Origin of the sequence: Tropicimonas isoalkanivorans (assembly GCF_900112335.1) — a bacterium.
Taxonomy (GTDB): Bacteria; Pseudomonadota; Alphaproteobacteria; order Rhodobacterales; family Rhodobacteraceae; genus Tropicimonas; species Tropicimonas isoalkanivorans.
In genome coordinates, this window is sequence record NZ_FOLG01000007.1 from 143,330 (window position 1) to 162,744 (window position 19,415).

Here is a 19,415-nt window from a genome sequence, read left to right on the forward strand (position 1 = left end):
CATTTCGGCCAACTATGCCGAGGACGCAGCGATTTCAGAATTTACGTCGATCGCACATCTCCACCGCTAGCCAGCGGCGCGAGCTTCATCAGCGTGTGGGCCAGCCTCTCGGCGGAGAACGGCTTTTCGAGCTGAGGAAACTCCGAAAAAGCCGATTGCTCGCTCGCGTCGGCCATGTGGCCGCTCATGACCACGATTGGAACGTTGGCCGCCTTCAGCGGGGCCAGCAAGTCTTTAGAGGTCTCATCATCCAGAAACATGTCGAGTAAAGCGATGTCCGGAACGCTACGCTTCAGTACCTCCAGACCCTCCTCCACCGAGGAGGTCACTGCAGATACACTGTAGCCAAGGCTCCGCACCAGTTCCGCTAAGTCCATCGCAATAAGGACATCGTCCTCAACAATAAGCACGGAAGTCTCATCCGACGGCATGGGAGGTGGTGTATCGGCTTTCGTCCCACCTGTGACAGGCGCTTCGCCGAGCGGAAGCGTCAGCATGTAGGCGACCCCGTTTGGCGATTTCTCACCCTTAAGTGTCCCACTTAGATAGTCCTCGACCACCTTGGCCAGCAGCACTGATCCGAACCCAACGCGCTCGGGATCCGAGGGCTCTGCGGCGTGCGACGGGAGATGTTCCTCCCAGGAAATCACGAGAGGGCTCTCCTCACCTTGTTCCCAACGAACATCCAGCCGGCCCTCCTTTGCGGAAAGAGCGCCGTACTTCGCCGCGTTGGTCGCCAATTCATGAAATACCATGGAGAGCGCCTGCGCGATCAGAGGCTTGAGAACGACCTTCGGACCCGACAGACTGCACCGCTGCGCATCGACCCCATATGGCGAGAGCTCTTTCGCCAACAGGTCGCGCAGCGTCGCGCCCTCCCACCGTCGCTTCGCGAGAAGGCTATGCGTTTCGGCGAGCGCATCGATCCGCTCTGAAATCGCTAGTCGCAGGGCGGCACTGTCCGAGGCCGTTGTCAGCCTCACGATGGAGCCGACGACAGCGAGAAGATTGCGCGCACGGTGGTCGATCTCCCGCGCCATCACCTTTTCGCGCGCGGCAACCCGCTCTCGCTCGATCCAGGCCATGGTGCGTTCCAGCACTTGCTCGATCGTCTCGATGTCGAGGTCGCTCCAAGTTCTGGGTTCAGGTGTGTGAACGAACAACACTGCGGCGGTGCTTCCGTCCTTCATCCAAGGAGCGGCCACGACCGCATTCGTGCCCTTCGATCTGAAGAACGCGCGCGCAACGGCATCGGGAAACTCATCGACCGCATTGATCCGGACGACGTGCCCAGCTCTGATCTGCTGCGAAAACACGACGCCGAGATCGCTCAGCCGCATCGAACTGCCGATGGGGGACACGCGAGGACCATTCCACTCGGCGGCAACAACAAGCTCGCCGGAAAAGTCGCGCTCGCGAATCCCCGCACGGATGGCACCGAGGTGCTCCGCCAGCATCCGCAGCGCCACGCTTTGTGCCGTTTGCGGGTCCGAAGCGGTCCGAAGGGCATCGTTCAAGGAAAGCACGAAGGCCGTGTGCCTCTGTTGCAGAACGCTATGCGTGGTTTCGCTGCCCGAATTGAAAACGCCCGCTATCAGCCCGTCCTCCCCGCGTATCGGGGTGAAGCTATAGCTCCAATAGGTTTCCTCGGGCACGCCAAACCTGCGCATGGGCAAGTACTGATCCTCGACGAAAATGCCGTCGCCGGTTTCGATCAAGTGGACGAACTGCGGTTCGATGATATGCCAGATATCCGACCACACATCCCGCGCGGGTGCGCCGAGGGCCGCAGGGTGTCTGGGGCCGGGGATGTGCGACCATGCATCGTTGTAGAGCAGCCGCAACTCGGGACCCCAGTAAATCGCCGTCGGGAAGGCCGAGTTCAGGCAGATTCCAAGCGCCGAACGCAGGGATTGAGGCCACGTTTCCAATCGGCCGAAAGGATGAGACCGCCAATCGAAATCGCGAATTCTCCCCGCCATCTCGCCGCTGCCGGAGAGAAAGTTCATCGGGTTCCGTGGTTGCCGCTGACGTCTGAGCAACTCTGATTATCTCCGTGACTGGTATGCGCTGCAGGGCGCACCGACGGGCAGAACCAAGATGATCGGCCTGCATCTATGTATAGTCTGAAACGACTGCCGAGGGAAATCTTGCTCACTTTCTGGGCGCATTGGCCACGCCCACTTAGTAGGAGCTAAGTGACGCCAAGGGTTCACTCCATGGCAGACGGAGTGGTTCTTTGACAGCTACCAAATCGTCAGGTTGCTGGTTTGTGGGCGCCATTTTCCATCCGGGCGTGCCACCAGGCCTCGTTCTCGAGATACCATTGAACGGTTCGTTCCAAGGCCATCGCAAACGGCCAGGTCGGTGACCATTCAAGTTCCGTTCGAATCCGTGTCGGATCGAGCGCATAGCGAAAGTCGTGCCCCGGACGGTCGGTGACAAAGGCAATCTGACCGGCATAGGGCGCTCCAGCCGGCCGCAGAATGTCCAGCAGACCGCAGATTGCCTCCACGAGCGCCCGGTTCGAGATTTTGTGGCCGCCTCCGACGTTGTAGATCCGCCCGTCGATGCCTTTCCGGAGCACCGTCAAGAGCGCGTCTGCCGTGTCCTCGACGTAGAGCCACTCCCGCACATTCTCGCCATCGCCATAGAGGGGTATGGAAGAGTGATCGAGCGCGGTTCGGACGACCACGGGTATCAGTTTCTCTGGGAACTGATGCGGCCCGAACGTATTGCAACAGCGCGCGATCCCGATTGGAAGGCCGTAGGTCCGATGCCAGGCCCCTACCACGTGGTCCGAAGCCGCCTTGGAGGCCGCATATGGGCTACTTGGAGCGGTTGCCGCAACTTCGGTGAACTTGCCAGACGCTCCCAGTTCGCCATAGACCTCGTCGGTCGAGACGTGGAGGAACCGGAATGTCTGCGGCTTTCCTGTTCGCTCCCAATAGGCCCGCGCCGCCTGCAGAAGCGTGGACGTTCCAAGTACGTTCGTCTCAAGGAAAACTGCAGGGGCATCGATGGAGCGATCTACATGGCTTTCTGCGGCAAGGTGCATGACCGCGTCGGGACGATGGCGGTCAAAGATTTCCCGTAACGCCGCACCATCTCGAATATCGGCCTTCTCGAAGGCGTGAAGCGGGTTATCGGCCACGCTGGCAATGTTATCCAGGCACCCGGCGTAAGTGAGCGCATCAACGGTCACGACGGACAGTCCGGCGGAAACCGCACGTCGCACGATGGCTGAGCCAATGAAACCCGCCCCGCCAGTAACCAAGAGTTTCACGCGTTCACGTCCCCGCGGTAACCGCCCGCCTTATGATACGCTGCCCTGCGGACGCAACCTTCCGGAGCCTTAAAAACAAATGCCTGCGCCCCCGCAACGTCGTAGCCTCTGTCGATATGCAAATCTCATGCGCCGTGGCCAGACTTCGACGGCGCGCAGACGTTTTTACATGCTTTCGCAAGACAGCACAGGATTTTCGAAGACGGAGCCGGGGTGCATGGAAGCCTCAGACGGCCAGCCTACCGCACAGACAAGAATCGTATCGGGCCATCTCCAAGCACCGCGGCCGTCAAGGGCCCGCCGCGCCAGGCTCCCGTGTCGATCGAGATATGCCGACCACCCACCTGGGGATTCTCAACCATCGTGTGTCCATGCACGACCCAGGTCCCGTCGCGCCGAGGAATGGCGACCGGTCGAGGGCGCGCCCACAGCAGCACCTGCTCCTTCTGCACTTCCATGGCGCGCGCAGGATCGGTCAAGGCATGGACCGCAACGACCGATCCGGACTTCCACCACAACGGCCGCGCGGCCAGCCAATCCAGCAGCTCCGGGCCAACAGCTTCGCGAAGAGCCTTTGCCCATGCTTTCGACCTCGCACCGTGAGACAACTCTCCGAAGTCAGGCACACCAAAGCTGGTAAGGGTCTTCTCGCCACCGAACTGCAGCCAGCGCTGCCCCACGCCGACCGGAGCCTCCAGGAACTGGAGCATCATGCGGTCGTGGTTGCCAACGAGACAAATGACGTGATCTGGATCGTCCTGCTGCATACGGTGCACATGGCGCAAGACAGGGCAGCTTTTCCCGCCACGGTCGATGTAATCTCCGAGAAACACGAGGTCGGCGTCCCTTCCCGCCCTGTCCCGGCCAATCTCGTCAAGCATTCGCTCCAATTTCGAGAAACAGCCATGGATATCGCCGATAGCGTACGTCAGCCGCTCCGGACGGGGCATTGCGTCGGCGGGGCGCGACAAATCCAGTCCGATCATATGTGCCGGCCGAAAGATGCGGGAAAATAGGCTCACACCGGACGCCTCCAAAAGACGCAATGGCACAAACGCGCATTCCAACATGCGCATAGTCGCGTTCGTCGACGCGAGTCGATGTCGGTACAGCGGCTCATGCAAATGAGATTGGGTGGCAAATGCCCCAAGACAAGGAAACAAATTGGTTCCCTCATCTTGGGGAAACAGTGCCGCTATTTTTGGCCCATTGTGCGCACTTAGGTGACGCAGCGGGCGGCCCGGAGAAAGCCGAACAGGGATCAAGGCTTCCTTTACGGATCCGAGCCTAGGTTCGCCATGGGTGTGTTGAAAACGAGGTGGTGACATGGGCGCCAACAGAAATGCGCCGGTCATCATCAGGCGAAAGAAGGTCGTGGCCGCCAATGGCCACCATGGGGGCGCATGGAAAGTCGCGTATGCCGATTTCGTGACAGCCATGATGGCCTTTTTCATGCTGATGTGGCTGCTGAACGCGACCACCGAGAAACAGCGACAAGGGCTCGCGGATTACTTCAGCCCGACGATCTCCCTTTCCCCGACGTCTGGCGGTGGGGACGGTAATTTCGGCGGAGATTCGATCTTTTCCGAAGATACACTGGCCCAAAACGGGCTGGGCGCCACAAACCTGAAACCGGCCCCACGTACCCCCGGACCGTCCGGAAACAATCCGACCGAGGAAGAAGAGCGATTCGCGGAAATCGAATCGCGTCTCGCAAGAGGCGGCGAGAGCATGGCGGACGACAACATCTTGCGCCACGTGGTGACCCGGATCACGGACGAAGGACTGATTGTGGAAGTGTTCTCGCTCGACGGCGATCCCCTATTTGTCGACGGATCGGACGAACCGACGCCGCTGCTCGAAGATCTGATAGACCTGATCGGCGAGGTCTTCGGATATGCAACGAATCAGGTCGCGGTGAAAGGCTTCAGCAGGGCATATCCCGTCGTGCTGTTGCAAAATCCGGCGTGGAGTAATTCCCTGAACTGGTCGGAAAAAGCCCGCAGCATGTTGACCCGTAGACTCGCACCAACGCGTATGGAGCGGGTGAGCGGGCATGCCGACAGGTCACCCGCCGTCCGCCCCCCAATGTCTATCCGCAATGACAGGCTCGAGATTGTTCTCCTGCGGTCGGTGGAAGCCTAGGGCCAGAAACTCGCCACAAATTTTCCCGTTAGCACGCCATTAAGCCCGCGGGCGCATAGTGCCACCAACGCGGTCGCAGCAACAGAAGGGCGCTCCATGACCATTTCATCGTCTCTCAACGCCGGCGTTTCAGGGCTGGCCGCCAACGCCAGCCGGTTGTCGACGATATCCGACAATATCGCGAACTCGTCCACCTACGGGTACAAGCGGGCGGAGGCGGACTTCCACTCCATGGTGATCGCTTCGGGCGGCGGCAGCTATTCCGCCGGCGGCGTCCAGGTGACGACGACGCGGATCATTGACGAGCCGGGATCGCTGGCCACCACATCGAACGCCACCGACCTCGCAGTCCGCGGACGCGGATTTCTGCCCGTGACGTCGGAGTCCTCGGTCGTCGCCGGCAACGGTGAAAACCCCATGTTTCTTACGACGACCGGCTCCTTCAGGACCGATGAAGATGGAATCCTGAAAACCAAGTCCGGTCTCGTGCTTCTCGGCTGGCCGGCAGATCCGGACGGCACGGTTCCGAATTATCCCCGGGACACAGCAGACGGCCTGGAGCCGGTTCAGATCAACGTGAACCAGTTCGCGGGCGAACCGACGACCGCCATGTCGCTCGGCGTCAACCTTCCGGCGACGGAAACGGACTCTGGCGGCACCGGAGACCCGCTGACATTGCCAATCGAATATTTCGACAATCTCGGCACGTCCCAATCGATCACGATCACGTTCACGCCCCAGTTGCCGGCGACGGCCGCTGACCCAAGCACCAACACCTGGACCATGCAGCTCACCGACTCCGCCAATCCCGGCACACCGATCGGTGAATACACCCTGGTCTTTGACGACACCCGGGCGAGCGGAGGCACGCTCGCGAACGTGACCACGGTTTCCGGCGGTGCGTATGACGATGCTGCCGGAACATTTACCGTGAATGTGGCGGGCGGCCCAATGACAATTGACATCGGCGCCATCGGTTCAGGGTCCGGGCTTACTCAGCTGTCCAACAGCTTCGCCCCGACCGCAATCCACAAGGATGGCTCGCCCGTCGGCAACATGACCTCGGTAGAGGTGGATGCGAACGGCTATGTCGTCGCCAACTTCGACATCGGCATCTCCCGCGTCGTCTACCAGATCCCGCTGGTGGACATGCCCAATCCCAACGGCTTGGAATCGCTCGATGCGCAAGCCTACAAAACCTCCATCGATAGCGGCAGCTTCTTTCTCTGGGATGCCGGGGACGGTCCGACGGGCGACATCGTGGGCTACGCCCTCGAGGAATCGGCAACGGACGTGGCCGGCGAGTTGACCGACCTCATCCAGACCCAACGGGCCTATTCGTCCAACGCAAAGGTCATCCAGACCGTCGACGAAATGCTGCAGGAAACCACCAACATCAAACGATGAGGTGATAGCCGCTTGAGGTAATTCCGAATGAGCCTTTCCAGTGCACTTTCGAATGCCCTGTCCGGTCTGACCGCCGCCAGCCGTGCCGCAGAGATAGCCTCCGCGAACGTGTCGAATGCCACGACGCCCGGATATGCGCGGCGGGAGATCTCTCTCTCGTCCAATGGCGTGAATGCCACGGGGGCAGGGGTGCAGGTGGATGGGGTCACGCGTGTCACCGACGACAGGGCGTCCGCCGATTGCCGGCTTGCCAAGGCAAATCTTGCGAACGCCAGCACGGCATCGTCCGGGTGGCTGCGGATAGAGGCCGCGATAGGCCTGCCCACCGAGGAGGGATCACTTGAATCACGAATCACCGCTTTCGGGTCGGCATTGATAGATGCCGCCAGCCGACCAGACGAGGATGCCCGCCTCATCGCCGCGGCGGACGCAGCGTCGACCCTGGCGAGCCACGTTCGGTCGATCTCGGACAATATTCAAGGAATGAGGATGGACGCAGATTCCGACATCGGAAGAATGGTGGAACAACTCAACTCGAACCTGGAACACGTCCAGACTCTGAATTCGCAGATCTTCCGAATGAGCAATGCAGGCAGCGACATTTCAGGCCTTCTCGATCAGAGGCAGAACGTCGTCAATTCTATTTCCGAGATCGTTCCGGTGAACCAGGTGTCGCGCGACGGGGGGCAGATCGCGCTTTACACCACCGGCGGAGCGATCCTCCTCGACGGTCCGGCAGCCCAGTTCGAATTCACGACAACGGGAACGATTACCCCGGACATGACATTGGACGCGGGGTCCTTGTCCGGCCTCAGCATCAATGGAAACCCGTTAAACGTGGGCGCTGCATATGACCCTGTCGGGGGCGGCAAACTCGCAGCGGCATTCGAAATCCGGGACCAGATCGCACCCGGCGCCCAAGCCGAACTGGATGCCTTCGCGCGAGACCTGATCGAACGTTTCCAGGACCCGGCCCTCGGCACCTCCACGGCCGACGGATCAAGGGGCCTGTTCACGGACGACACCGGCGCGTTCACTGCCGTCGACGAAATAGGTGTGTCGGCGCGGATCCAACTTCATCCCTCGGTGGACACGGCCCTCGGCGGCGAGATCTGGCGCATGAGAGATGGCGCGGGCGCGACAGCGCAAGGAGACGTTGGCAATTCCACCCTGCTCACGTCACTCTCGAACCGCCTGATGGAACGACGAGTGGCGCCTTCCGGGGATTCGGCCGGTGTCGAGAGGAGCGTTGTGGAATTCGCATCCAACATCTTGTCAGCGATCTCCACGAAACAGAACGCCGCCGAAGCCAAACAAACGTTCGAGGCGGCCCGCGTGGAAACGCTGGAGACCGAATTGGCGCGATCCGGCGTGGATACCGACGACGAGATGCAAAAGCTTCTTCTGATCGAACAGGCTTACGCGGCGAATGCGCGCGTCATGCAAACGGTCGACCGGTTGATGCAAAACCTGTTGGAGATCTGAGCCATGGCGATCAACACCGTTGGCGATCTTGCGATGAGCTACATCTTCCGCAGCAGGAACGCACAAACGAAAGCCGACCTGGCACGCTTGTCTCAGGAGGTCGCGACAGGACAGGTCGCTTCGGTATCCGATGCCGTCAAGGGCGACTTTGGCACCCTGTCCGCCATCGAAAACAACCTCGGGCAGCTAGAAGCCTATCGCGGCTCCATCAATGAAGCGGCCGGATTTACAGGAGCGGTACAGGGCACTCTGGAATCCATCCGGCAGACGGCGGAAGGGATCTCTCACGATCTTCTGGCGTCGAGCAGCATGGGGCAATCGGCATTGTCTTCCTCACTCGCGGGATCGGCCACGGATGCGTTCGAGACAGCCGTCAGTCGGCTGAATACGAGCTTCGGCGGTCGAAGCCTCTTCGCCGGGATTGCGACGAAAAGCGCGGCAGTTGCCCCGGCGGAGACGATCCTTGCGGCGCTGGAGACAGCTGTTTCATCCGAAACCACAGCGGCTGGCGTCAAATCCGTCGTGGACGAATGGTTCGCTGCAGGCGGCGGTTTCGACAGCGTGGCCTACCTTGGCTCCACCACGCCTCTCGCGCCAATGGCCGCCGGGCAAGGAAAGCAAGTCAGCATCGCGGTCACCGCTGCAGACGCCCCCTTGCGCGACACGTTGCGCGGCCTCGCGTTGGCGGCCCTGATCAACCGTGCACCCCTTCAATCGTCGTCGTCGCAGCAAGCGAAGATGGCCGTTATGGCAAGTGAGACGCTCATGCAGGCCAATACCGAGATGCTCGATGAACAGGCCAAGGTTGGTATAGCGCAGGAGTCATTTGAAACCGCTCTTGCAAGCAACGCCAGCGAGACAGCGGCGATGAAACTCGCGATGTCCAATATCTTGTCAGCGGATCCGTACGACCGGGCGACGCAACTGAAACAGGCCGAAACTCAGCTCGAAATGCTCTACACCCTGACCGCACGAACGGCGGCGATGAAACTCTCGGATTACCTCTGATGATACGCATGGTTCTGACGCTGCTCATGTTTCTGGCTGTGGCATGGCCGGCTGCCGCGGGACAGGTTCGCATCAAGGATCTCGTCGAATTCGACGGTGTGCGTGGAAATGACCTGGTCGGCTACGGATTGGTGGTTGGTCTGCACGGCACGGGGGATGGGCTGAGAAATGCGCCGTTCACCGAAGAGATCATGGCAAACATGCTCGAACGCCTCGGCGTAAACGTTTCCGGCGAACAATTTAGACCCAAGAACGTGGCGGCGGTATTCGTGACCGCCGCCCTACCGCCCTTCGCCCGATCCGGCAGCCGGATCGACGTGTCGGTGTCCGCCATTGGCGACGCGAAGAGCCTGATGGGCGGAACGCTTATCATGACCCCGCTGACGGCGGCGGATGGTCAAATATACGCAGTCGGTCAAGGGACCGTGATCGCGGGCGGCACCCAGGCGGAGGGGGATGCCGCAAGAGTCGTGACGGGAGTGCCCACGGCGGGCGTCATTCCGTCAGGCGCGAGGGTGGAGAGGGAAATCGACTTCGAGTTCTCCCAGCTCTCGACCGTACGCCTCGCCTTGCGGGACCCGGATTTCACGACAGCCGGGCGAATCGAGACGGCGATCAACGCTTCGTTCGGGCGGCCCGTGTCGCGAATGCTCGACGCAGGAACCGTGGAACTCGATATCGCGGCAACGGGTACGGGATCTCCCGCACGCACAATCGGCCATGTGGAAAACCTGACCGTCGAACCACAGCGCCGGGCACGGGTGGTGGTAGACCAAAGGTCCGGCACTATCGTCATGGGCGACGACGTGCGCATATCGAGGGTGGCGGTGTCACAAGGCAACCTGACGCTTCGAATCGAGGAAGCCCCCATTGCCGTTCAACCCAACCCGTTCGCGCCGGGTGAGACGGTTGTTTTGCCCCGAACGTCTGCGCAGATCGTCGACGAGCCCGGCATCGGCCTTGCCGAGGTGTCCGGCGGCACATCCCTTGCAGAAGTGGTTGCAGGTTTGAATGCGCTCGGAGTGGCTCCTCGAGACCTCATCGACATCCTTACCAGCATCAAAGCTGCCGGAGCTTTGCATGCCGAATTCATCGTGCATTGATGGAAGGGACGTCGAACTGTCCTTGTGCTCTGGACCACGCTCGCAATGAAACGCAGTCCGTCATCGGATCAAAGCGGATCCTGACCCTTCCAGCGCCACGGGCTCGTGAAATCCCCCAGGAGCGATGAAACCGCATCCTCGTTCAGCTCGCCGCGACGGTCCAACACGGCGACGAGACCGAGCTTCTTGTCCTCCACGACGTCTACCACTGCGGCCGGAACTCCAGCGGCAGAAAGCGCCGCATCATAGATGCGCGTGATCGCGAGCTTTCGCAGGGCAGGCTTGAAGATCTTGCCGACGGCCGTTTTTGGCAATTCCGGCAATATCTCCATATATTTCGGTATTGCTGCCCGCTCCGAAATGCGAGGTCTGACGAACGCGAGAAGGTCTTCCACCGTCACCTGCCCGCCTTCGACGAGTTCGATGTAGGCACAGGGCAATTCCCCGGCGAACGCGTCCGGTTGACCGATGGCGCCCGCAAACGCCACCGCCGGATGGCTCAGGAGGGCTTCTTCGATGACGGCAGGGTCGATGTTATGGCCGCCCCGGTTGATGAGGTCTTTCTTGCGTCCGGTGATCCAAAGATATCCGTCTTCGTCGATACGCCCGAGATCCCCGGTTCGCAGATAGACATCCTGATGGAACAGTCTGTGATTCCTGTCGGCTTCCGTATAGGTCGACCCGACAAACACGCCGGGGTTCTGGACGCATATTTCGCCGACCTCATCAGTCCCGCATTCAACCGGACCATCATCGGTATGCCGGAGAATCCTGATTTCCGTGTAAGGGAACGGTATTCCGACGGACCCGACCTTCTTGTTGCCCTCTACAGGATTGATCGCCACCAGACAGGTCGCCTCGGTCAGGCCGTAGCCCTCTATGATTTCGACGCCGGAGGCCTGCTCGAAGCGCCGGTACAGTTGGACCGGCAAGGGAGCCGAACCCGAGAAAGCTTTCTCCAATGTGGATATGTCGGCATCGACAGGTCGCTGCATGAGCGCCGCGAAGGCCGTGGGAACGCCAATCATAAAGGTGATTTTCCAGCGTTCAATCAGCTTCCAGAAATTGTCGAAAACCCCCTCCCCCCTGAAACCTTGCGGTGTCGGAAGGATGACATGGCTGCCGGAGGCTATCATCGACATCAGGATTGGATAGACCGCGAAGACATGGAAAAGCGGCAGCGGGCAAAGGACGCTGTCTCGCTCGTCAAAGAGTAGCCGATTACCGATCCACCCATTATAAATCATGCCGGAGTAGAGATGCTGCGCCACCTTCGGCATCCCGGTGGTGCCACCGGTATGAAAATAGGCGGCAACACGATCATGATCGCTGTCAGCGAACGACAACTCGCCTGAAGGTTGCGCGCCCATGGCCTTGTTGAAGTCGGCGACATCGGCCGTTCGCGGGGCCGGTGTTTTCGGGCGCAAGAATGGAGCAATCCAGCGCTGCGGGCCGGACAGGTATCGCAGCATGTCCACTTCCAGCACGTGGCGCACGTCCGGTGCGTCCGCCACCGCCGCCGCCGCTTTTTGTGCCACGTCGCTCTTGGGAAAGGCGCGCAATGTCACCAGGACCTTCGCTTTGCTCTCGCGCAGGATCGCGCTGATCTGACCGGGCTCGAGCAGCGGATTTATGGGCGCGACAATGCCAGCGATCATGCCTCCCAGGAGGGCAAAGACCGTTTCACTGCAGTTCGGAAGCAGAAATGCGACGACATCGTTCTCTCCAACCCCAAGAGACCGGAACAGGTTCGCGGCCTGCCGGGAACGCGTGAGAACCTCGGACCACGTGAATGTTTCCGCGGGAGCATTCGGGCGGGCGAAGAACTGGAATGTCACCGCCGGACGCGCGCCGTGGCGCGCGCCGGCCTCGCTGAGAAACTCGTATATGGTAGTCGGAAGGTCGCGGTCCTTCCACGGCATCTCTCTTTCGATCGCGTCGCGGTCGGCGATGCTTGCAAAGGTCACGCCCGCTCCTCCAGTTGTCGCGACGACAGGCTACTCCGCTGCGAGGCCCTCGGTAAACTGCAGCCGGGCTAGCCGCGCGTAGAGTCCATCCTGGGCCACGAGGGCTTCGTGCGTCCCTTCGGCCAGTATGCGGCCATGGTCGAAGACCAGGATTCGGTCAGCCTGCTTCACCGTGGACAGGCGGTGCGCAATGATGAGGGTGGTTCGCCCCTTGCTGAGAGCAGCCACGGCCGTCTGGACGGCGCGCTCGCTTTCCGAGTCGAGGGCGGAGGTCGCCTCGTCGAGGAGAAGGACCGGCGCGTCGCGCAATATGGCCCGCGCAAGGGCGACCCGCTGCCGTTGCCCTCCCGACAGCATGACCCCGCGCTCGCCAAGATAGGTGTCGTAGCCGTCCGGCAGAGCGTCGATGAAGTCATGAGCCGCGGCCGCCTGCGCGGCGGCGATGACCTCGGCGTCGGTCGCATCGGGGCGCCCGAACCGAATGTTCTCCCGAGCCGTATCGGCAAAGATGACCGGGTCTTGCGGCACCAGCGCGAAGGCGCGGCGAAAGGCGGCGCGTTCCATTTCTGCAAGTGGCACGCCGTCTAGCCGGACTTCACCGGACGTCGGATCGTAAAAGCGGAGCAACAGTTGTAGTACCGTCGATTTTCCCGCCCCCGACGGCCCCACGAGCGCAACCTGCTCGCCTGGCGCGATTCGGAAGCTTACCCCATGCAGCGCCGCTTCGGCGGGCCGCGACGGGTAATGGAAGGTCACATTGTCAAAAACAATTTCACCGGTGACGGTTTCGGGAACGGGCCGCGGATGGTCCGGATCGAGAACACCATCCTCCGCGTCCAGAAGTTCCACCAGCCGCTCGGTTGCGCCCGCAGCACGTTGCAACTCGCCCCAGATCTCGGAAAGCGCCGCGACGGAACCCGCCATGATGCCCGCATATATGAGGAACTGAACCAACTCACCGGCGGTCATCACGTCGGCGCGCACATCGCGGGCCCCGATCCACAGCACGCCCAGAATACCGGAGAACACGACGAAAATGATGATGATCGTCAGCATGGCGCGGACACTTATCCGCGTCTTGGCCGACAGGTAGCTCGCCTCCGTGACCTCGGCGAACCGACCACGGGTGACCTTTTCGTGGGAATAGGCCTGAACGGTCTGCGCGGCCTGCAGAGCCTCCGACGCGCTGCCGGAACTGCGCGCGATCCAATCCTGGTTCTGTCGGCTGAGCACTCTGAGCCTGCGTCCAAGGGCCAGAATCGGCACAATGACCAGAGGGACGATGGCCAGAACCATCAACGTCAGCTTCCCGGACGTGAAGAACATCATCGTCAGCCCGCCAACAAACAACAGCGTGTTCCGCAGGAACCAACTGACCGACGAGCCGATCACCGACAAAATGAGCGTGGTGTCGGTGGTGATCCGGCTTATCACTTCGCCGGTCATGATGTTCTCGTAATAGGCTGGGCTCATGCCGATCATCCGGTCGAACACCGCCTTGCGGATGTCGGCAACCACGCGTTCACCCAGCCGCGTGACGACGTAGTACCTCAGGCCGGTCCCTAAGGCGAATACTGCGGCTATGCCGATCGCGGCCAGAAAGTACTGGTCCAGAAGGTGCACCGCACCGCTTCCGAATCCGTCGACCACGCGGCGCGCAGCCAGCGGCAGCAGCAGGGAAACCGTCGCGGTGACGGTGAGCGCGATGCCCGCCAGCACCACATACGTGCGGTAAGGTGCGAGAAAGGGAAACAGGGCCCGTAATGTGCCGACGCGTTTCGAAGCAGCGCGCTCCTGTTGAGCATCCTGTCCTGTATTGGCCATGTCCGCCTCTCCTGCTGGTCACCGTGGAATAGCGGTCCTTTTCCCCAGCGGCAACACGAAGCCGGAGATCGGCGATTGGGGGGCGCCGTTATTCAGCGAGGCGCCGGCGTCGGCGTTCCTTGTCTATTTCTTGCAACTTCTTAGCCGCTTCCCGCTTGCTGAACGCTTTCCGGGCCTTTGCCTGTTCACCGGCCAGCGCCGCGCGCGCTCGTGCCAACTCCATGTTCAGGCGCTCCCTTTCCCGCTCCGCCCAGATCATCCAGCCTGACGCGGCGGAAATCATGGCGGTATCCGACTGGTCGGCTGCAACGAGGCCATCCAGCGACCGGCGACGCGCCTGCGCCAGATCCTGCAGCTTGGCGGAGGCGGCGCGTTCCAGTGCGGCCTGTCGGCGCAACCCCTGGCTCGCCGCAGCCCAGGCAACCTCGGTAACGGCCTTCAACCTCTCGAAGTCTTGCTTTCGGTTCTCCGTCATCTCGCTCAATCCAGCGCTCTCTTGCGCGCAAGCTGTCTCATCCTGTCGGCGAAGCGAATAGCGGCGCTCACCGGGCGATAGTGCTCTGGCAGGATCTCCTGCCCGATCTCGACCGTGGCGTAAAGTGTGCGGGCAGTCGGCGGGTCGCGATGGATCGGAACGCCAGCCTCGTTCGCCGCCTTTCGGATCTGCGCGGCTACGGCATCCACACCCTTGGCCGCGCAACTCGGTGGCCCTGGATAGCTCGGGGACCATTTCAGAGCGACGGCGTAGTGCTCCGGGTTGACAATGACTACCGTGCTCTCGGCCACGTCGCGCAACATCGAGTTCAACGCGATCTCCTGGCCGCGCTGCCGGCGCTGCTGCTTCACGTATGGATCGCCTTCGCTGTCCTTTTGCTCGTCCTGTAGCTCCTTGCGGGACATCCGGTTGCGCCGCTTGTGGTCCATGCTCTGCCACAGCAGGTCGAGGCCGCCGATGACCGCGAGCAGAACGACCAGGATCGATAGAAATTCGAGCGCCAGATGTGCCATCTGGGCTGCGATGACGTTCGGCTCGAGCCACAGGAGGCCAGCAATCTGCGTCGACCGGGCTTTCAAAAACAAAGCCAAAACGGATGTCACGAGAAAGAGCTTCACCGCGCTTTTGGCGAACTCGAAAAGCCCGGACCGGCCAAACTTGTTCTTGGCGTTTTCAACGGGAGAAATCCGCGACAGCTTCGGCGCCAGTTTTCCGGGAGCAAAGACCAAACCCCGGCGCGCGACCAATGCGATCAGCACGGCCAATGCCGGAACGAAGCCGATCGGCAGCACCGTTGCGCCAACATGACCGACGAAAGGTCTACCGGACAATCCTCCGGCGAACTGGCCGGACCCTGGGCCGACTTCGGAGATCTGCCGCAGCACCGCGATCCCAAATGACGCCAGCCGTTGGCATACCCACCCCCCCATGGAAAGCGCGACGAGCAGGAAACCCGCATAGGCGACAGCCGACGTGAGATCGTTGGACCGAGGGATTTCGCCCTTTTGCCGCGCGTCGTCGAGCTTCTTCTGAGTCGGCTCATGTTGCTTTTCGCTGTCGTCGCCGCCGCTCACCGGCCCACTCCGAATGGATCGGCGAGAACCCCGTCCAAGGCGTCGAGCCAAAGCTGCAGGAGGAGCGGGGACAGGATGGCGAACATTGCAAGGCCGGCGGCCGTAATTGCCGGCGCCCCGACCATAACCACCATGAGTTGCGGCATGGCTCTGTTAATGGCGCCCAGGGCAAGGTTGTAGATGAATGCCGCGACGACGAATGGCGCCGCGAAGGAGAACGCCATAGAAAAGATCGCGCTTACCCGCGCCGTCAGGAAGCTGGCAAGTTGGGCGCTGTCCAGCACGGAGCCGACGGGAAACGCGTCGTAGCTGCCGATAAGCGCCTCCGCAACGCGAATGTGCAGGCCGGTCGCCGTCGCCAGCGCCAACCCCGCGACCACCAGAATGTGGCCGAACGCCGGGAGCGGGTCGACGGATGCGCCGCCGAAAATCTGCGCGAGGGAGGTCGACTGCGCGGCCATGGCGGCGGTTATCTGGAGCAGATGAATCATCAACCGTATGGCGAGGCCGAATACCAGCCCCACGGCGGTCTCCGTCGCCAGCAGCGGTAGGAATGCGTGAAGGTCCCCGGGGGCGCCGCCCGGGTCTACTGTGGGTGCCACGATGATCGTGAAGGCGAGGGTCAGTCCAAGGCGGACCCGTTGCGGCACGGTTTGTTCGCCGAATGCCGGCAGAAGGGCCATGGCCCCGCCGACCCGCAGAAAGACGAGAAACCCCATGATAAGCCACGAGCGCCCGATATCTCCAAAGAGCATGGCGTCGACCATCATCGCGCAACCACACCGACCATCGCAGGTCGTTCGTCCGGGCTGATTTCCTCGTACGAGATCACGGGAATGGACATACGCTTGGACGCAAGCACGGATGACAGAAATCGCCGGCGCCGGGCTGAGGTGATCAGCGCAGGATATGTCGCGTTCTCCGCGGCTTTCGCGACGCGTTCGGCAATGGCGTTGCTGAGACGGCCGAACTCTTCCGGCGGCAAGGCAACAGACTCTTGCCCGGCAGGCCCTTCCAGCCTGTGTGTGGCAAAACGCTCCTCCCATTCCGGCGAGAGCTGGATCAGTGGAAGTGTCCCATCGTCCCGCCGGATTTCAGAGACGATCTGGAAACCAAGCCTTTGCCGCACGTGCTCGCAAATAGCCTCCGGCGCCGCGAATGTGCCCCGTGCCTCAGCGACCGCCTCGAGGATGAGGGGCAGATTCCGGATCGATACCCGCTCCTCGAGCAACAGGCGCAGAACCGGCAGAAGCAGGTCCATCGGCACCCGCTCCGGGATCAACTCGTCGATCAGTCTGCGATTGGCTTCCGAGCGGGATGCATCCGACAGGTTCGTGAGTTCGCTCAAAAGGCGCCTGAGCGCCTTGAGCGTCAGAAGCCGGGCGAGGTTTTGCTTGATTACTTCCAGCAGATGCGTCGCGAGGACTTCGGCGGGGGCGACGATGGTCGTTCCCGCCAGCGCGGCCGCTTCCCGGTCCGCCTGCGCAACCCAGCGGGCCGGTGCACCGTAAACCGGCTCTGAGACATCCTCGCCCGTCGGCAAATCGGCTGTATCGCCCGACTTTAGCGCCAGAAGCTCTCCCGGCTTGAGCCGGTCCCTGGCCTGTTGCACGCCATGGATCCGGATCGCGTAGACGCCTTGGGGAAGCCCCGCGTTGTCGGTCAATCGGATCTCCGGAAGGATGAGCCCGTACGTCGCCGCAACGTGATTGCGGATGTTGCCTATCCGCGCTTCCAGTCCGGTCGCGGGATCCAGCACCATCGAGACAAGATCCGGAGCGAATTCCAGGTGTATGTCGTCGAGGTCCAACACATCGCCGATGCGCTGTTGAGGCAAGGGCACCTCCGCCAATGCCTCCGTCTCGTCGTTCTTCTCCTTCCGGGACGCATTTCGCATCCCCCGCAGTCCCAGACCAGACAGGGCAAGCGCGCCGCACGCGAACGGCAGGAACGGGAAACCCGGAACCACTGCGAAGAGCAGCATCAGCCCGCCCACTGTCAGAAGCGCGGGGGGATGCTTGCCCAATTGCGAGAAAAGCGCCAGATCGACCGCGCCCCGGTCTCCCCCACGGGCAAGCAAAAGGGCGGAGGCCACGGAGATGATGACCGCCGGAATTTGGGAGACGAGACCATCGCCCACGGTCAGGATCGCGTATGTCTCCAAGGCCTGACCGATCGGCATGCCATGGATCAGGACTCCCATCGCCAAGCCCATCACGAGGTTCATCATGGTGATGAGCAGGCCGGCGATCGCGTCGCCCTTCACGAATTTCGACGCCCCGTCGAGGGAGCCGAAAAACGTTGTCTCGGCCTGCTCGCGCTCACGCCGCGCCTTGGCTTCCTTGTGGTCGATCGCGCCGGCCGACATATCGCTATCGATTGCGAGCTGCTTGCCTGGCATGCCGTCGAGCGCAAAACGCGCGCCCACCTCCGCCATACGGGTCGCGCCCTTGTTGATGACGATGAAGTTCACGATCAGCAGCACGCAGAAGACGACCAGCCCAAGGAAAACGCTGCCGCCCATGACAAACATCGCAAAGCCCTGAATGACGTTGCCGGCAGCCGAGGTCCCCGTGTGGCCTTGGCCAATGATGAGCTTGGTCGACGACACGTTGAGCGACAGCCGCAGCATCAGGGAGGCGAGGAGCACCGTCGGAAACGAGGAGAAATCGAGCGGCCGCTCGATGAAAAGCGTGACGGTAAAGATCAGGATTGCGAGGGCGAAAGAGGCAGCCAGCCCGATGTCGAGGATCCAGGCCGGCATCGGGAGCACCATCATCACGATGACCGCCATCAAGGCGACGGCCAGCATGACCGTGGGGTTCAGGACCCGCATACCAAGCGCGACAGGGTTCATTGCAAAAACCCGAACAGCGGCGTGGCGGCCGGCGCCGTACCAAGCGGAACCAATGATGCTGTGGCTCGCCGGCCCGTGGCCGGGAACAACGGCACCACGTGGGCAGCCGCAGCCGCCGGAACGGGATTGGATTGCGGCGAGACCGCCTCGTTCCCCCTGCCCCCGTACCGTGCAAGGATCGGCTTCAGTTTACTGCGGTACTTCGCGGCAAGCTCCGGCGTGCGGGAATGGTAGGCCGATGCCGCGGTCTCCCAGGAGCCGAATTCCCGATACAGGTCCCTCAGGAAAGATGCAGCATAGCGCGCATTGTCTTCGGGCCGGAACATCGCATTGAGCGACGGGAAGTTTTTCCCATGCCATCGCACGTTGAGCTGAAAACATCCCACGTCGACATTGTCTGTCCCGCTCCGAAGGAGGCTGTCCACAAGGTCAACGGCTGACTGGGACGTGTCGAGCCAATGACCCTTTCCTCGTGACTGTACGGTCCACGGCCAGGGGCGGACCGATCCGTTGATCTTCCGCCCGCTTTCGAGCGTTGCGATGGCTTTCATAACCTCGGCAGGCACGCCGCTATCTGCCGCAACGATCTCCGCCCAGCGTAGGCAGACGTCTTCGTCCGATGCGAGAGTCATCGCCTGTGCGGAGAGCGTCCATAGTCCAAGGACGACCGAGACCACGATTTCGGTCAGGCGCGTGCCGTCACCTCTCCAGCCCCGATGAATTGATTCGGTCTCCTGACCTGGCATTTGGGCACCTTTCTGGTT

Annotated in this window: 15 protein-coding genes; 5 read left to right on the forward strand and 10 right to left on the reverse strand. The window is 61.6% G+C overall.

Annotated elements, in window-relative coordinates; translation table 11 throughout:
* Positions 1-41: 41 nt before the first annotated feature.
* From BM075_RS13085 to BM075_RS13095, 3 genes are all read right to left on the reverse strand, one after another.
* Positions 42-2,009, reverse strand: coding sequence for an HWE histidine kinase domain-containing protein (locus BM075_RS13085; protein WP_093361132.1), 1,968 nt, complete (start codon positions 2,007-2,009; stop codon positions 42-44).
* Between the two features lie 248 nt (positions 2,010-2,257).
* Positions 2,258-3,286, reverse strand: coding sequence for a dTDP-glucose 4,6-dehydratase (gene rfbB, locus BM075_RS13090; RefSeq protein ID WP_093361133.1), 1,029 nt, complete (start codon positions 3,284-3,286; stop codon positions 2,258-2,260).
* 239 nt (positions 3,287-3,525) lie between these two features.
* Positions 3,526-4,740: a metallophosphoesterase family protein gene (locus tag BM075_RS13095; RefSeq protein WP_245758841.1), complete on the reverse strand. Its 1,215-nt coding sequence runs from the start codon at positions 4,738-4,740 to the stop codon at positions 3,526-3,528.
* Here BM075_RS13095 and BM075_RS13100 point away from each other — a divergent pair.
* The 5 genes from BM075_RS13100 to BM075_RS13120 all read left to right on the forward strand — a co-directional run bounded on the left by BM075_RS13100 (position 4,661) and on the right by BM075_RS13120 (position 10,434).
* Positions 4,661-5,431: an OmpA/MotB family protein gene (locus BM075_RS13100; RefSeq protein ID WP_245758842.1), complete on the forward strand. Its 771-nt coding sequence runs from the start codon at positions 4,661-4,663 to the stop codon at positions 5,429-5,431. The genes BM075_RS13095 and BM075_RS13100 overlap by 80 nt on opposite strands.
* A 96-nt stretch (positions 5,432-5,527) precedes the next feature.
* Entirely contained in the window at positions 5,528-6,838 is a 1,311-nt protein-coding gene (locus BM075_RS13105; RefSeq protein WP_093361135.1) for a flagellar hook protein FlgE, read from the forward strand.
* Between the two features lie 27 nt (positions 6,839-6,865).
* On the forward strand, positions 6,866-8,323 hold the full coding sequence (flgK, locus tag BM075_RS13110) for a flagellar hook-associated protein FlgK (RefSeq protein WP_093361136.1): 1,458 nt from the start codon (positions 6,866-6,868) through the stop codon (positions 8,321-8,323).
* Between the two features lie 3 nt (positions 8,324-8,326).
* Entirely contained in the window at positions 8,327-9,331 is a 1,005-nt protein-coding gene (locus tag BM075_RS13115; RefSeq protein WP_093361137.1) for a flagellin, read from the forward strand.
* Positions 9,331-10,434, forward strand: a complete 1,104-nt coding sequence (locus BM075_RS13120) for a flagellar basal body P-ring protein FlgI (protein ID WP_093361138.1) — start codon at positions 9,331-9,333, stop codon at positions 10,432-10,434. The genes BM075_RS13115 and BM075_RS13120 overlap by 1 nt, the downstream gene beginning before the upstream one ends.
* 68 nt (positions 10,435-10,502) lie before the next feature.
* On the opposite strand, the gene BM075_RS13125 is transcribed toward BM075_RS13120, so the two are convergent.
* The 7 genes from BM075_RS13125 to BM075_RS13155 all read right to left on the reverse strand — a co-directional run bounded on the left by BM075_RS13125 (position 10,503) and on the right by BM075_RS13155 (position 19,397).
* The gene (locus BM075_RS13125; protein ID WP_093361139.1) at positions 10,503-12,401 is read right to left on the reverse strand and encodes an acyl-CoA synthetase; all 1,899 of its coding nucleotides are present in this window, start codon (positions 12,399-12,401) and stop codon (positions 10,503-10,505) included.
* Between the two features lie 30 nt (positions 12,402-12,431).
* Positions 12,432-14,225 (reverse strand): ABC transporter transmembrane domain-containing protein, encoded by a 1,794-nt coding sequence (locus BM075_RS13130; protein WP_093361140.1) that lies wholly within the window; start codon positions 14,223-14,225, stop codon positions 12,432-12,434.
* 88 nt (positions 14,226-14,313) lie between these two features.
* Positions 14,314-14,709, reverse strand: a complete 396-nt coding sequence (locus BM075_RS13135; RefSeq protein ID WP_093361141.1) for a hypothetical protein — start codon at positions 14,707-14,709, stop codon at positions 14,314-14,316.
* Positions 14,706-15,794: an EscU/YscU/HrcU family type III secretion system export apparatus switch protein gene (locus BM075_RS13140; protein ID WP_093361142.1), complete on the reverse strand. Its 1,089-nt coding sequence runs from the start codon at positions 15,792-15,794 to the stop codon at positions 14,706-14,708. The genes BM075_RS13135 and BM075_RS13140 overlap by 4 nt, the downstream gene beginning before the upstream one ends.
* Positions 15,791-16,564, reverse strand: a complete 774-nt coding sequence (locus tag BM075_RS13145) for a flagellar biosynthetic protein FliR (RefSeq protein ID WP_245758843.1) — start codon at positions 16,562-16,564, stop codon at positions 15,791-15,793. Before BM075_RS13145 ends, BM075_RS13140 begins: the two co-directional genes overlap by 4 nt.
* Complete coding sequence (flhA, locus tag BM075_RS13150; RefSeq protein WP_245758844.1) at positions 16,561-18,651, reverse strand: flagellar biosynthesis protein FlhA; 2,091 nt, start codon at positions 18,649-18,651, stop codon at positions 16,561-16,563. Before flhA ends, BM075_RS13145 begins: the two co-directional genes overlap by 4 nt.
* A complete protein-coding gene (locus BM075_RS13155; protein ID WP_093361143.1) occupies positions 18,648-19,397 on the reverse strand; it encodes a transglycosylase SLT domain-containing protein in 750 nt (249 codons plus the stop codon). Before BM075_RS13155 ends, flhA begins: the two co-directional genes overlap by 4 nt.
* Between the last annotated feature and the right edge of the window lie 18 nt (positions 19,398-19,415).

Excerpts from the sequence above, each read along its gene's own strand:
- BM075_RS13085 (WP_093361132.1), bottom strand. The coding sequence starts at position 2,009 with ATGAACTTTCTCTCCGGCAGCGGCGAGATGGCGGGGAGAATTCGCGAT.
- BM075_RS13095 (WP_245758841.1), bottom strand. The coding sequence starts at position 4,740 with ATGAAAAAGGCCATCATGGCTGTCACGAAATCGGCATACGCGACTTTC.
- BM075_RS13105 (WP_093361135.1), top strand. The coding sequence starts at position 5,528 with ATGACCATTTCATCGTCTCTCAACGCCGGCGTTTCAGGGCTGGCCGCC.
- flgK (WP_093361136.1), top strand. The coding sequence starts at position 6,866 with ATGAGCCTTTCCAGTGCACTTTCGAATGCCCTGTCCGGTCTGACCGCC.
- BM075_RS13115 (WP_093361137.1), top strand. The coding sequence starts at position 8,327 with ATGGCGATCAACACCGTTGGCGATCTTGCGATGAGCTACATCTTCCGC.
- BM075_RS13120 (WP_093361138.1), top strand. The coding sequence starts at position 9,331 with ATGATACGCATGGTTCTGACGCTGCTCATGTTTCTGGCTGTGGCATGG.
- BM075_RS13130 (WP_093361140.1), bottom strand. The coding sequence starts at position 14,225 with ATGGCCAATACAGGACAGGATGCTCAACAGGAGCGCGCTGCTTCGAAA.
- BM075_RS13145 (WP_245758843.1), bottom strand. The coding sequence starts at position 16,564 with ATGATGGTCGACGCCATGCTCTTTGGAGATATCGGGCGCTCGTGGCTT.
- flhA (WP_245758844.1), bottom strand. The coding sequence starts at position 18,651 with ATGAACCCTGTCGCGCTTGGTATGCGGGTCCTGAACCCCACGGTCATG.
- BM075_RS13155 (WP_093361143.1), bottom strand. The coding sequence starts at position 19,397 with ATGCCAGGTCAGGAGACCGAATCAATTCATCGGGGCTGGAGAGGTGAC.